12 protein-coding genes and 2 pseudogenes are annotated in these 13,293 nt (G+C 70.9%); 3 read left to right on the top strand and 11 right to left on the bottom strand.

All coding sequences use genetic code 11. From position 1 onward, the window contains the following. Positions 1 to 4: 4 nt before the first annotated feature. Positions 5 to 958 (bottom strand): hypothetical protein, encoded by a 954-nt coding sequence (locus M3667_RS11535; RefSeq protein ID WP_251508123.1) that lies wholly within the window; start codon positions 956 to 958, stop codon positions 5 to 7. A 12-nt stretch (positions 959 to 970) separates the two neighbouring features. On the opposite strand from M3667_RS11535, the gene M3667_RS11540 reads away from it, so the two are divergent. After that, positions 971 to 1,423, top strand: a complete 453-nt coding sequence (locus M3667_RS11540; protein ID WP_251508125.1) for a hypothetical protein — start codon at positions 971 to 973, stop codon at positions 1,421 to 1,423. A 6-nt stretch (positions 1,424 to 1,429) separates the two neighbouring features. On the opposite strand, the pseudogene M3667_RS17130 reads toward M3667_RS11540, so the two are convergent. From M3667_RS17130 to M3667_RS11575, 8 genes and pseudogenes are all read right to left on the bottom strand, one after another. Further along, positions 1,430 to 1,504, bottom strand: a pseudogene (locus M3667_RS17130) (hypothetical protein); the annotation flags it as partial. Positions 1,505 to 1,568: 64 nt separating this feature from the next. Further along, positions 1,569 to 5,087: an error-prone DNA polymerase gene (locus tag M3667_RS11545; protein WP_251508127.1), complete on the bottom strand. Its 3,519-nt coding sequence runs from the start codon at positions 5,085 to 5,087 to the stop codon at positions 1,569 to 1,571. 72 nt (positions 5,088 to 5,159) lie between these two features. Beyond that, on the bottom strand, positions 5,160 to 6,704 hold the full coding sequence (locus tag M3667_RS11550) for a DNA polymerase Y family protein (RefSeq protein WP_144833945.1): 1,545 nt from the start codon (positions 6,702 to 6,704) through the stop codon (positions 5,160 to 5,162). Beyond that, positions 6,704 to 7,420, bottom strand: a complete 717-nt coding sequence (locus M3667_RS11555; protein ID WP_154097498.1) for a hypothetical protein — start codon at positions 7,418 to 7,420, stop codon at positions 6,704 to 6,706. The genes M3667_RS11550 and M3667_RS11555 overlap by 1 nt, the downstream gene beginning before the upstream one ends. Before the next feature lie 167 nt (positions 7,421 to 7,587). After that, a pseudogene (locus M3667_RS11560) lies at positions 7,588 to 7,782 on the bottom strand (SDR family NAD(P)-dependent oxidoreductase); the annotation flags it as partial. A 151-nt stretch (positions 7,783 to 7,933) separates the two neighbouring features. Then, entirely contained in the window at positions 7,934 to 8,431 is a 498-nt protein-coding gene (locus tag M3667_RS11565; protein ID WP_144833937.1) for an HNH endonuclease, read from the bottom strand. A gap of 342 nt (positions 8,432 to 8,773) precedes the next feature. Beyond that, positions 8,774 to 9,703 carry a M23 family metallopeptidase gene (locus M3667_RS11570; protein WP_251508129.1) on the bottom strand — a complete coding sequence of 310 codons (930 nt, stop codon included), beginning with the start codon at positions 9,701 to 9,703 and terminating at the stop codon, positions 8,774 to 8,776. A gap of 240 nt (positions 9,704 to 9,943) precedes the next feature. Next, positions 9,944 to 10,642: a metal-dependent transcriptional regulator gene (locus tag M3667_RS11575; RefSeq protein ID WP_251508130.1), complete on the bottom strand. Its 699-nt coding sequence runs from the start codon at positions 10,640 to 10,642 to the stop codon at positions 9,944 to 9,946. Between the two features lie 99 nt (positions 10,643 to 10,741). Between M3667_RS11575 and serC the strand changes: the two genes are divergently transcribed. Further along, the gene (gene serC / locus M3667_RS11580) at positions 10,742 to 11,863 is read left to right on the top strand and encodes a phosphoserine transaminase (RefSeq protein WP_251508132.1); all 1,122 of its coding nucleotides are present in this window, start codon (positions 10,742 to 10,744) and stop codon (positions 11,861 to 11,863) included. Between the two features lie 58 nt (positions 11,864 to 11,921). Here serC and M3667_RS11585 read toward each other — a convergent pair whose 3' ends face one another. Together M3667_RS11585 and M3667_RS11590 are read right to left on the bottom strand one after the other, a co-directional pair. Next, entirely contained in the window at positions 11,922 to 12,533 is a 612-nt protein-coding gene (locus tag M3667_RS11585; protein ID WP_251508135.1) for a DUF3027 domain-containing protein, read from the bottom strand. Continuing rightward, positions 12,517 to 12,900, bottom strand: a complete 384-nt coding sequence (locus M3667_RS11590; RefSeq protein WP_144833929.1) for a cold-shock protein — start codon at positions 12,898 to 12,900, stop codon at positions 12,517 to 12,519. Before M3667_RS11590 ends, M3667_RS11585 begins: the two co-directional genes overlap by 17 nt. Before the next feature lie 107 nt (positions 12,901 to 13,007). Between M3667_RS11590 and M3667_RS11595 the strand changes: the two genes are divergently transcribed. Then, positions 13,008 to 13,292, top strand: a complete 285-nt coding sequence (locus M3667_RS11595; RefSeq protein ID WP_251508137.1) for a multidrug ABC transporter ATPase — start codon at positions 13,008 to 13,010, stop codon at positions 13,290 to 13,292. Position 13,293: the final 1 nt, after the last annotated feature.

Consider the following 13,293-nt stretch of genomic DNA (forward strand, 5'->3'; position numbering starts at 1 on the left):
TGGGTCAGTACCCGTACATGTACTGCAGCTCCTGAATGACCGCGAACACCTGGCTCAGGATCATGACGAGCCACACGCTGCCGATGATGAGCGTGACGACGGTAACCGCGATGGCCGCCCACACGGGCGCGAGCCCCGAGCCGGTGCGACGACGCAGCACGACGCCTCGACCGATGATGTAGACGAGCCCGGTGCCGATGGCGAGGACTGTGAAGCTCCAGGCCCAGTGGAACGGACGGTCCACGCCCCGCGCGCGCAGCTGACGCCAGTCGAGGAAGGCGAACAGCACGGTCAAGGCGGCGAGCACGAGGCTCACGACACTCGCCACGATCGTCACGAGCGAGCCCGCCATCGACGGACCACCCATGCCTCCGGAGGCCAGGTCGGCGTAGACCGAGTCGCGGATGTACGATCCCCAGTCGAAGAGGAACAGGCTGAGGACGCTCACCAGGGGGAGCGCGACGATCAGCCAGATCCAGACGGTGTTGGTCTTGATGTCGCGGCGCGGGGCGGCGTCGTACCCGGCGGGCGTCGAGGCGGGGTAGGCAGGGGCGTTCGGGTATCCGGGTGCCGAGCTGTATGCGGGGGTCGAACCGTAGCCGGGCGTGGAGCCGTAGGCGGGTGTCGAACCGTAGGCGGGAGCGGATGCCGGCGTCGCGCCGTACCCCGGAGTCGCGCCCGAGCCGGCGGCCGCGCCGTATCCGGGTGCGGCACCCGAACCGGACGCTGCGCCGGAGTCCGTGGAGGCACCGTGGGCCGAGGCGACTCCCGCTGCGGCAGCTCCCCCGACCGCGCCGGCAGCGGCGGCCGCCGCAGCAGCACCGCTCGAGCCGTGTGTCTGAGCCGACTCGTGCGCACGCGGCTCGCCCGGCGCCTCGGCGGACGCCTGGCGGTCGGCCGCGCCGAGCGGGTCGGGCTTTACCCCGTCGGCATCCGAGTCGTGCGACTCCGCCGCCACGGGGTGTTCGCCGTGACCGGCAGCGCCGTACCCGACGGCGTCGAGACCGGCAGCAGCGCCGACCGCGTCGTGTCCAGCAGCATCGTGGCCGACCGCGTCGTGGCCGAGGGCGTCGTGGCCGCCCGCGTCGTGGCCGACCGCGTCGTAATCGAGGGCGTCGTGGCCGACAGCATCGTGCTCGGTGACATCGCCGGCTGCGTCGTGATCGGCAGTGTCGTGACCGGCAGCATCGTGCTCGGCGACGTGACCGGCTGCGTCGTGACCGACGGCGTCGCGCCCGACAGCATCGTGCTCGGCAACATCGTGCTCGGCAACATCGCTGGCGGCGTCGTAACCGGCTGCGCCGTGCTCGGCGACCTCGCCGGCGACAGCTGCATCCGCGTGGTCGTCGTGCGCGGCGGCATCCGCCCCCTGCGTCGAGGCGCTCGACGCGCCGTCGGCGGAACGCACCTCGTCGGTCCATGAGGTGCCGTTCCAGCGGCGCAGTCCGCCGCCTCCGGCAGGGTCGGGGTACCAGCCGTCGGGCGGAGTGGGAGTGTCGGTCATGTCGTTTCCCCTGTCTGATCGGAACGAACCACGGTGGGCCCGAGTCTAGTGACGCCCTCCGACGTCACCGGAAGTCGCGCGAGGCGTGGGCGACACCGACGCGCAGATCGGTGAATCCGTCGGCCACCACGTTCGTCACCCCCTCGACCGAGCGCTCGAGCATGCCCCGCACGATCAGGGCGGGCGACTCGCGCGCCACGCGCCGATACCTGTTCCACACCCCGACCGAGCAGATGATGTTCATGAGCCCGTGCTCGTCTTCGAGGTTGAGGAAGGTGATCCCGGATGCCGTGGCCGGCCGCTGACGATGGGTGACGAGCCCGGCCACCTCGATGCGCCGATCGGTCTCGAAGGTGCGCAGTTCACGGGAGGTGAGCACTCCGCGCGCATCGAGGGCGGAACGGAAATGCGTCATCGGATGATCGTCGGCGGAGAGCCCTGTCGCCCACAGGTCGGACGCGAGGATCTCGTAGCTCGACGGGTCGGTGAACAGCGGAGGCTGCACGGCCACGAGAGAGTCGGGCAGGAACTCGGGGCGGTCCTGGGCCGCCGAACCCGACAACCAGATCGCCTCACGGCGCGTGTGCCCGAGGCTCTCGAAAGCGCCTGCCGTGGCAAGGGCCTCGAGTTGGGCGGTGACCAGCCCCGTGCGCCGCACGAGATCGCGCAGGTCGCGGTAGGCGCCGTTTCGCTCGCGCTCGGCGACGATGCGCTGGGCCACCTTGGCACCGATGCCGGTGACCCCCGCGAGTCCGAGTCGCACGGTGAATCCGCCGTCCCGCCGGTGCGCGAGCGTCTCATCGGGTTCCGACGGATCGAACTCCCCGGTAGGCGGCTGCTCCGCGTGCGCGCACGCGTCGAGCCCGGTCGGTGCGGGCCGGCCGCGGGCGGCGGTACCGCTGATCCCCTCTGATGCCGCTCTCGTCGCGGCATCCGGTGCCGCCTCGAACCGCACCCCCGCGCGGGCGCTCGCCCCCGCGCTCGCCTCCGCCCCGTCGACGGCCTCGAGCGTCGCCTCGACCCCCGAACGCAACAGGTCGGGGCGGCGCACGACCACGCCGTGTCGACGTGCGTCGGCGGTGAGCGTCGCCGGCGAGTAGAAGCCCATGGGCTGCGCGCGCAGGAGTCCCGCGAGGAAGGCCGCCGGGTAGTGCAGCTTGATCCACGAGCTGGCGTACACGAGCAGAGCGAACGACAGCGAGTGCGACTCCGCGAACCCGAAGTTCGCGAACGCCTGGATCTTGGCGTACAGCTCGTCGGCGACCTGCCCGACCAGGCCGTTCTCGGCCATGCCGGCGTAGAGCGTCTCGCGCAGGGAGTCGATGCGCTCGAGCCCGCGCTTGGACCCCATCGCCCGCCGCAGCAGGTCGGCGTCTTCGGCCGAGCAGTTGCCGATGGCGACGGCCATCTGCATGAGCTGCTCCTGGAACACCGGCACGCCCATCGTGCGCGCGAGCACCGGTTCGAGCTTGGGGTGCACGTAGGTGATGGGCTCCTGTCCGAGCTTGCGCCGCACGAACGGGTGCACGGCCCCACCCTGGATGGGCCCGGGGCGGATGAGCGCGATCTGCACGACCAGGTCGTAGAACTTTCGCGGCTGCAGGCGCGGCAGCAACCCCATCTGGGCGCGGGACTCCACCTGGAACACCCCGATCGAGTCCGCCCGGCAGAGCATGTCGTACACCGCCTTCTCTTCTTTCGGCAGCGTCGACAACTCCCAGGACTCGCCCGTGGCGTCGCGGATCAGGTCGAAGCAGTACTGCAGCGCCGCGAGCATGCCCAACCCCAGCAGGTCGAACTTCACCAGTCCCATCCACGCGGCGTCGTCTTTGTCCCACTGGATCACCGTGCGGTTCTCCATGCGGGCGTGCTCGATGGGCACGACCTCGCCCACCGGTCGATCGGTCAGCACCATGCCCCCGGAGTGGATGCCGAGGTGTCGGGGGGCTTTGAGCAGCTCGGAGGCGAACTCGATGACCTGGTCGGGGATGTCGTGGTCGGCTCCCGACTCAAGCGTCGCTCCCCAGCGCTCGACCTGCTTCGACCAGGCGTCCTGCTGCCCCGGGGAGTGCCCGAGCGCGCGCGCCATGTCGCGCACCGCGTTCTTGGGGCGGTACTGGATGACGTTCGCGACCTGCGCCGCCCGCTCGCGTCCGTACTCGCCGTAGACCCACTGGATGATCTCTTCGCGACGGTCGGAGTCGAAGTCGACGTCGATGTCGGGCTCCTCGTCGCGCAGGCTCGACAGGAACCGTTCGAACGGCAGCTTGTAGAAGATCGAGTCGACGGCGGTGATGTCGAGCAGGTAGCAGACGGCGCTGTTGGCCGCCGAGCCGCGCCCCTGGCACAGGATGCCGCGCCGCCGCGCCTCGGCCACGATGCCGTAGACGATGAGGAAGTAGCCCGGGAAGTCCTTCATCTCGATGACCTCAAGCTCGCGCTCGATGCGCCGTCGATCGTCGTCGGACAGATTCGGGTACTTGCGGGGCACGGCCTCCCACACCAGATGACGCAGCCACGACATGGGCGTGTGCCCCTCGGGCACCTTCTGCTTCGGCAGTGCGGGCTTGGCCCGACGCAGCGGGAAGGCGATCTCGTCGGCGAGCGTCACCGTCCGCGCCACCGCCCCCGGGTACCGGGCGAAGCGCGCCGCCATCTCGACCCCCGAACGCAGATGCGCGCCCGCGTGCGAGGGAAGCCACCCGTCGAGCTCGTCGAGGCCCCGATTCGCCCGCACCGCGGCCACCGCTGCGGCGAGCAGCTGCTTCTGCGGGGCGGCGTAGTGCACGTTGTTCGTCGCGAGCGTCGGGAGTCCCCTCTCTGCGGCGAGAGCGGCCAGCACGTCGTTGCGACGCGAATCGAGCGGGTCGCCCTGGTCGATGAGCTCGACGTAGACCGACCCGGGGCCGAACAACCGCACCAGGGTGTCGAGTTCGCGGGCGGCGCCGGTGGGGCCCTCGGATGCCAGCGCCTGGCGCACCGCACCCTTGCGACATCCGGTGAGCACCGCCCAGTGTGAATCCTCCGGCCCGCCGGCGCGCGCGGCGAGCTCTTCGAGGTCGTAGACGGGACGCCCCTTCTCGGCACCGGTGAGTTGCGCGTGGGTGATCGCGGCGGCCAGGCGGTGATACCCCTCTTCTCGGCGGGCGAGCACGAGCAGGTGGGATCCTTCGGGGTCGGCCTCGCCGTTCTGCGGGCCGGTGAGCCCGAGTGACAGTTCCGCCCCGAACACCGTCTTGACCGCTCGGGCCTCGGCCGCCTCGGCGAAGCGGACGATCCCGTAGAAGCCGTCGTGATCGGTGAGGGCGAGCGCATGCAGGCCGAGGCGCTCGGCCTCTTCGACGAGTTCTTCGGGTGAGGAGGCGCCGTCGAGGAACGAGTACGACGAGTGCGCGTGCAACTCGGCGTAGGGCACAGCGTCGGCGGGGCGCTCGATCGACGGCGGCACGTAGGCGCCGCGCTTGTGCGACCAGGCCGGGCTGTCTCCGCCGTCGCCGTTGGTCGGCGTGCCGGTCGGGCGTCGGGCGTCGCTGAGCATGCGCTCGAGCTCCGACCACTTCACCGGGGGGTTGTTCCAGCCCATCAGCGCACCCCTGCCTCGCGCGACCGGGCGGCCGCGGCACGCCCCGCGGGCCCGGCCGAGACGGATCGACCCTCAGTCATAACGCCCCTCCGCTCGCCATTCGCCCTCTTCGACCACCAGCAGCCACGCGCCGCCATCAGCGTCGACCACCTGGAAGCGGTGGGCGCGCCGCGCGCGCAGGGGGTCCCACCCGCGTTCGCTGATGGGCCACGGACCTGCCCACTCGCTGATGCGGCGGCGCTGCCCGGCGGTCTCGAGCACCGCCGGCGGAGCGCTGAGCACGTCGCGCTCGCCCACCGTGACGGAGGCGCCGGCGATGTCGGTGACGCCGACCGGCCGGGGTTCGGGGTAGACGACGGCCGGCAGGGGGTCGGGGAGGCTGCCGGGCCACGGGCGGGCGCGGTCTTTTGCGGTGATCGCCCTGTCGCCCCAGGGCACGAGCACCTGACGCTCGGCGAGCCAGCGGCCGCCGCCGATGACGGGGGTCACCACCCCGCGGTGGCCGAGCATGGCCTGTACACGCGAGAGGGCGTGGTGCACGCGCTCGTCGGGGCCGGCGCCGAACAGCCCCTTGGCGTGATGGGCGGCGGCGTCGACGGCTTCGGGCTCGATGTGCACCCCGGCCACCCCGCTGCCGAAGATGCCCTGGGCGTCTTCGGCCAACTGCCAGCGCACGCGATCGACGACACCGGCGGCGTCGAACGACCCGGGGTGCAGCCATACGCGTTCGCTGCGCTCACCTCGCTCGCCCGTGAGCACGACCCGCAGTTCGGTGCACACCAGATCGTGCGCTCCCAGTTGTGCGATGAATTCCTCGGCCGCGACGCGCATGCCGAACGCGATCTGGTCGGCGAGCTCGAGCGGGGGTTCGAACGCCACCTCGCGGTGCAGCTCGGGCGGGGGCGTGCGCGGCTGCACCGGTTGGGAGTCGAGCCCCGCGGCCAGGGCGTGCAACCGCACGCCGCGTTCGCCGAAGCGCTCACGCACCCGCTCGACGGGCAGGGCCGCGAGAGCGCCCAGCGTGTGCACGCCCAGTCGCGAGAGGAGGCTGCCGAATTCGTCGTCGTCGAGCGTGGCGATCGACAGGGGCGCGAGGAACACCCCCGCATCTCCGGGCGCGACGATGCGCACCGGGTCGTCCGCGGCGGCGGACCGTGCCGCGTGCTCGGCCGTGAACACGCCGTCGGCCACGCTCGCCCGCACCCCGGAGAACCCCTCGTCGTCGAGCAGGCGAATGAACATGCGCGCCGCCTCGGCCTCGCCGCCGTAGTACCGCGCCGGTCCTCGGGACCGCAGCGCGCACAGACCGGGCCGCACGATCTGCACGCCGGGCGCCCGCTCTTCGATCCGCGCGACGACGGGGGCGAACGCCCGCGCATCGCGGACGGGATCGGCCGCCACCACCTGCAACGTCGGGCACAGCGCTTGGGCGTCGCGACGCTTCTGCCCCCGGCGCACGCCCTGCGCGCGGGCAGCCCACGAGCAGGCGACGACGAGGTTGTTGGCGAACACCGCCACCGCGGCATCCGGCTTCGGCGGGGTGGTGGCCTCGTGCGCGAACGCCGTGATGGGCCAGTCGGGGAACCACAGCACCAGGCTGCGCGTGGGCGCCTGCATCAGCCGACCGCCCGCGCACGAAAGGCGTCGCGTTCGCGCGGGACGAGCCGCTCGGCGGGGGCGCCCAGCAGCTCGATCGACCCGTCGGCGGCGGGGAGCAGCATGCGAGCCCGCCGCGCGTTCGGCGAACGGCGGCTGCTCACCGACACCGTCAGCTCACGACCCGCCAGGTATCCGTGGCCCTGCCCGAGACCCGACCATCGGGGGTCGGCCACGTCGATGACCGCCTCGGCCTGGGGCCACTCCCCCTGCACGAGCAGCACAGACCCGCGATCGCGCAGACGCGCGGCCAGGCGCGTGGTCTCGGCGCCCCCGCGTGCGGCGGAGGAGCCGGCCGGGGGCCGGACGGCGACGACCGGCAGCACCTCGGTGATCGTCGCCGTCACCGCGAGCCAGCGCGGCCCGGGGTCGGGGATGAACACGAGCCGATCGAGGTCGAGTCCGTACTTCTCCGCCGCCTCGGCACCGAGCTCGGGCATGCCGATGACCCCGCACCAGGCCCCGTCTTGCGAGGGGCGCGCCATGAGCGCCAAGAGCAACGAGGCGGAACGGGCGAGGGAGTACGCCGACCCCGACCGGAGCCCCCCGCCGGGCAGCAGCGAGGTGAACGCGGGATGGGTCGGCAGCACCGGGGCGTCCATGCGCCGCCCCTGCATGCGCTCGAGGCGATCGCGCAGCGCATGGATGTCGGGTACGGCCTGTACCTGGTCCCGCATGATCGCCCTCACTCCCACAGGTTAGAACATCTGTTCTATCGCCTCAATCCCTGTGGCTCGAAGATACGATCGACCTCCGACATCGACCCCGAGCGGGTATCGCACCCCGCCCGGCACCCCGCGTGCCCTCAGTACGCGATCCGCCCGGTGCGGTCGTGGAACTCCCGGGTGGCGAACGCGGCGTCCACGCTCGCCTGGTCGGTCACGTCGAGCTGCACGGCGTGAGCGCCGAGCGCCCGGACGTCGTCGCCCGTGGCGAGGTCGCGCATGCCGGCATAGACCGTGTGGCCGGCGTCGATGAGGCGCCGGGCGGTCTCCAGGCCCAGGCTGCGGTTTGCTCCGGTGATGAGTGTCGTCGTCATGACCTCATCCTGCGCCCGCCGTCGCGGCCGCCGGTGGCCCCGGGCACTCCGGATGCCGACCGCCTCGACCTCCTGCGCGTGACCGGTCTGCAAGACCTCGCTCCCCTGCACGCCTGAGCGTTCGGGGAGTGGATGATCCCGGATGCCGTGCTCAGGCCGCCAACGCCAGGTACGGCTCCCACCGCGGGTCGCTCTTGTCGACGCCGCGAACGGTCCACGAGGAGCCGTGCGGGGGCGCCGGAACGAGCCGGAGCTCCCACCGCATCTCCTGCGGGGTGCGGTCGCCCTTGATGTTGTTGCAGGCCAGGCAGCACGCCACGAGGTTCTCCCACGTGTCCTTACCTCCGCGCGAGCGGGGCATGACGTGGTCGATGGTCGATGCCGCCTTGCCGCAGTACCCGCACCGGTGGGCGTCGCGCCGCAGCACGCCGCGGCGTGTGACGGGGACGCGACGGGCTCCCGGAACCCGCACGTAGCGGGTGAGGATGATCACGGCCGGGCGATCGTACTCGCCCGCGGCCGCCCAGACGGGGTCTTCCTCGATGCGTTCGACGACGGTGGCCTTCTCGTTCATCACGAGCACGAGGGCTCGCTTGAACGACACGACCGCGAGGGGCTCGTAGCCCGCGTTCAGCACCAGTGTGCGCATTCCGTTTCCTCTCGAATGGCCGAGACGGCTTCTCGGATGTTCGACTCGTGACGAGGAGGGCACTCAGGGGTATGAAAAAAGGCGCTGTCTAGGCAGACAGCGCCTTCGAAGTCACGGCGAGGCCGCGGCATCCGAACACACGATGCCGAAGAACGAGCAGCCCGAGCGCATCCATGGTGCGGATGCGCGGGCTGGTGTTCATCGGTCTTCCCTTCGGTTCTTCCGACGTCGAGGACAGGCTAACCCACCACGACACGCCCGGGGTCGGCCACTCGGGGAAACAGCAGACGGCGTGTCGGAGAACACCGTCTCCGACACGCCGTCTCGCGTGATGGGTGGGCCTCAGCCCGCGTTCTGCTGCAACCAGGCGTAGGGGTCGACGACCGAGCCGTTGATGTGCACCTCGAAGTGCAGGTGGTTGGCGGTCGAGCTGCCGGTCGAACCGACGAGGCCGATGACCTGGCCCGCGGCGACGGTCTCACCCGCCTGCACCTGACGGCTGCCGTAGGTCATGTGGCCGTAGGTGGTCGAGACTTTCTGGCCGTTGATGACGTGCTCGATGACGATCGCGACGCCGTAGCCGCCGTAGCTCTCCTGCGAAACCTTCACGACGCCGGCGGCGGCGGCGAAGATCGGCTGCCCCTGCGGCGCGAGCAGGTCGACGCCCTGGTGGTAGCCGGAGTCCCACAGGCCACGGCCCAGCACGTAGCTGGTGAGGGGCCAGCGCACCTCGCCGGAGCCCGGTGCGGTCATGTTGAGGTCGACCTTCACGGAGCTCGACGAGCTCGACGCCTTCGACGCGTTGGCGGCCAGCTGACGGGCGCGCTCGGCGGCGGCGGCCGCGGCGGCCTCTTGATCCTTCTTCTTCTGGATCTCTTCGGCGGTGGTCGCCGAGTAGCTGCTGCGATCGAGCGTCGCGGCGGTGGAGTCGGACGCGACGACCAGCGACTGGTTGTCGGGAGCCGACATCTGCTGCAGGGTCACGGTCTCGGCGGCCGGCATGGTCGCGGCGTACGCGGGGATCGCGACCGTCGCGACGAGGCCGGCGACCATCGACAGGATCACGGCGCTGCGCACGGGCTTGCCGAACCGGCGCTGCGACGACGCGCTGCGCGCGGGTGCGGTGCGGGCGGCGGGTGCGGCCGCGGTGATCGAGGTGACCACGGGACGCTTCGCCGACGGGACGACGGCAGCGGCACGGGTGCTCTTGCGTGTGGGTCCGGTCGCGGGGACCTCGGGTAGGTCCGCAGCGGGATCGGTGTTTTCAGCCAAAGTTCCTCCGGCGCCTCTGCGCGATCACCCGGGGGCGGTCACGCTGGCTCGTCAGCACTCGAATAAGGGGCACGATGTGCGGGCTTCACCCTCTGCAGACGACGAGCCGATGAGGCAAAACCGCGAGGGGTCCGACGGCGGGCTTCTCGCCTGTGGACCTTCAGAGGCTACCCGAAGATAACGAACATGTCACGCTTCTGGAGGCGTGCACGGCGGATGCTCGGGTAGGAGTGCCGGTGATCAGGCCTCGGCGACGAGGAAGATGTGCGAGGCCACCTCGACGGGCAGCTCGAGGCCTTCGCCGACGCCGTCCATCTGCACGAGCACGTAGCCCTCGTTGAAGCGGTAGTCGCCGTGGGCTCCGGGCAGGACGCCCGCGGCCTTCAGCTGCTGCAGCAGCTCGGGATCGACCTGCGCGGGTTCGGCGAGACGGCGAACGGTGCCCGAGATGGGTCCGCCCGCGTCGGTGAGTTTGCGGACCAGGCCGACCACGCCGTCGTCGAACGTGACGCTGCTGGCGTCGCCGAGCTGGTCGAGCCCGGGGATGGGGTTGCCGTACGGCGACTCGGTGGGGTGCCCGAGCAGCTCGACGAGGCGGCGCTCGACCTGCTCGCTCATGACGTGCTCCCAACGGCAGGCCTCATCGTGCACGTAGGCCCAGTCGAGGCCGATCACGTCGCTGAGCAGACGCTCGGCGAGACGGTGCTTGCGCATGACATCGACGGCCTTCTGACGGCCGGCGTCGGTGAGCTCGAGCCGGCGGTCCTCCGACACGACGACGAGACCGTCGCGCTCCATACGCCCGACCGTCTGCGAGACCGTCGGTCCGGAGTGCCCCAGGCGCTCGGAGATGCGCGCCCGCAGGGGCACGATCTTCTCCTCTTCGAGCTCGAGGATCGTGCGCAGGTACATCTCGGTGGTGTCGATCAGATCGGTCATTCAGGTGTCCTCGATGTCGCGCGGCAAGTCCTCCCAGCCTACCGACCCCCTCCGACATGAGCGCGGGCGGGCCCGGAGGCTCGCCCTAGAATCAGTGCCATGCCGCACGTGGAACTCCCCACCGATCTCCTGCCCGCCGACGGTCGCTTCGGGTGCGGCCCCTCGAAGGTGCGCGGCGCGCAGCTCGAGGCCCTCGTCACCCGCGGGGCGTCGATCCTCGGAACCTCGCACCGTCAGGCGCCCGTGAAGAACCTCGTCGCCAGCACGCGCGAGCGTCTCGCGCAGCTGTTCCGCCTGCCCGAGGGATACGAGATCATCCTCGGCAACGGCGGGTCGACGGCGTTCTGGGACGCCGCGGCCTTCGGCCTCATCGAGAACCGCAGCCAGAACCTCGTGTTCGGCGAGTTCGGCGGCAAGTTCGCCTCGGCCGCCGCGGCGCCGTGGCTGCAGGCTCCCGACGTGCGCCGCGCCGAGCCGGGCACCCGCACGGTCGCCGAGGCCGTCGAGGGCGTCGACGTCTACGCCTGGCCCCACAACGAGACCTCGACGGGCGTCTCGGCCCCCGTCCAGCGTGTGAACGCGGATGCCGGTGCGCTGACCGTCATCGATGCCACCAGCGCCGCGGGTGGCATCGACTTCGACGTCACCCAGGCCGACGTCTACTACTTCGCCCCGCAGAAGAACCTCGGCTCCGACGGAGGCATCTGGTACGCCGCCGTCTCGCCCGCGGCGATCGCGCGCATCGAGAAGATCGCGGCATCCGACCGCTACATCCCCGAGTTCCTCAGCCTCAAGAACGCGGTCGACAACTCCCGCCTGCAGCAGACGCTCAACACCCCCGCCCTGGCGACCCTGCTGCTGCTCGACGAGCAGCTCGGCTGGATGCTCGACAACGGCGGCCTCGAGTGGGCGGCCGCGCGCACGGCGGAGTCGTCCTCCGCTTTGTACGAGTGGGCGGATGCCAGTGCGGTGGCGACCCCCTTCGTCGCGGACGCCGCCGACCGCTCGCCCGTCGTCGTCACGATCGACTTCGACGACAGCATCGATGCGAGCGCGATCGCGAAGAGCCTGCGCGCCAACGGGATCGTCGACACCGAGCCGTACCGCAAGCTGGGCCGCAACCAGCTGCGCGTGGCGACGTTCGTCTCGATCGAGCCCGACGATGTGCGGCGCCTGATCGGCGCCATCGACTACACGATCGAGAATCTGCCCGGCGCCTGACGCCACGAACGACGAAGGCCGTCCCGCATCGCGCGGGACGGCCTTCGTCGTTCAGAGGTCAGTAGCTGCGGTCGCCCTCGTCGCGGTCGCCCTCGTCGCGGTCGTCGTCGTCCTCGTCGTCGTCGTCGTCGTCATCGAGGGCGTCGTCGTCATCGTCGTCGTCGGCCTCCGCGGCCGGAGCGTCGAGCTCGTCGATGTCGACGCCGTCGAGGTCGCCGGCGTGGAAACGCGCCTTCGGCTCCTCGTCGTCATCGTCTTCTTCGTCGTCGTCGGGGTCGTCGCCGTCGTGATCGTCGTCGTCACCATGGTCGTCGTCGTGGTCGTCGTCGGACGCGGCGGCAGCGACCTGCGCCGCCTGATACTCGGCGAGACGCGTGGCCCACGGCACCCAGTCGGGGGCGAGCAGCGCTCCGTCACCGGGCAGCAGTTCGACCTCGAGCACGGTCGGCTCGGAGTCGTCGACGACCGCCACGCTGACGGTCCAGAACCATCCGGGGTAGCCGGAGAGGCGCGTGTGGAAGCGCAGCGAGACGACCCCGTCGTCTTCGAGCGCGTAGTCGGCGGCGGGGCCGATCGTGTCGGCGGGGGTGATCTCGCGCAGCGCGGACACCGCGAGATCGTGGGCGCCGGTCAGGCGCTCGTCCGCGGCCGACTCAGGCTTCGAAGTCATCGGCGACCTTGCGCAGGACCGCGGCGATCTTCTGGGCGTGCGGGCCGTTGGGGTAGCGACCGCGACGGAGGTCGCCACCGATGCCGTCGAGCAGCTTGACGAGGTCTTCGACGATGATCGCCATGTCGTCGGCGGGCTTGCGCGAGCGCTTCGACAAGCTGACGGGGGCATCGAGCACGCGCACCGAGAGCGCCTGCAGACCGCGCTTGCCGTCGGCCACGCCGAACTCGAGGCGGGTCCCGGCCTTCGGGCCCGGGGTTCCGGCGGGCAGAGCCGTGGCGTGCAGGAACACGTCCTGGCCGTCATCGGTGCTGATGAAGCCGAAGCCCTTCTCGTCGTCGTAGAACCTGACCTTGCCGGTGGGCATGGACACCTCGCTGGATGAGTGCGCGGATCGCGCGGCGGAACGCGGGAGCCGATCGGATCCCGGTCTTCCAGCCTACGGCACCGCCGCCAGGCAGTAGGCTGAGCCCGATGAGCACCCGCACCTCCGGTGGCAGCACGCCGGGCGACGACGTCCCCGTCCGCCGCATCGACCGCATCCTGACTTTCATGTCACTCGGCCTGGTCGTCGTGTCCATCGTGTGCTTCTTCATCGTGATCTTCGCGCAGCCGCTCGGAGTCAGCGACTTCACCCAGGGTGCATGGCCCTTGATCGTCGTCCTTCCGCTGTTCGCACTCCCCGTCGGCTTCGCGCTCATCATCGCTCTGCTCATCATGAATTTCGTCCGAAAGGGCCGGGCCAACAGGGCCCGATGAC

The sequence above is a fragment of the Microbacterium sp. P26 genome, from assembly GCF_023712585.1.
Lineage (GTDB): Bacteria > Actinomycetota > Actinomycetes > Actinomycetales > Microbacteriaceae > Microbacterium > Microbacterium algihabitans_A.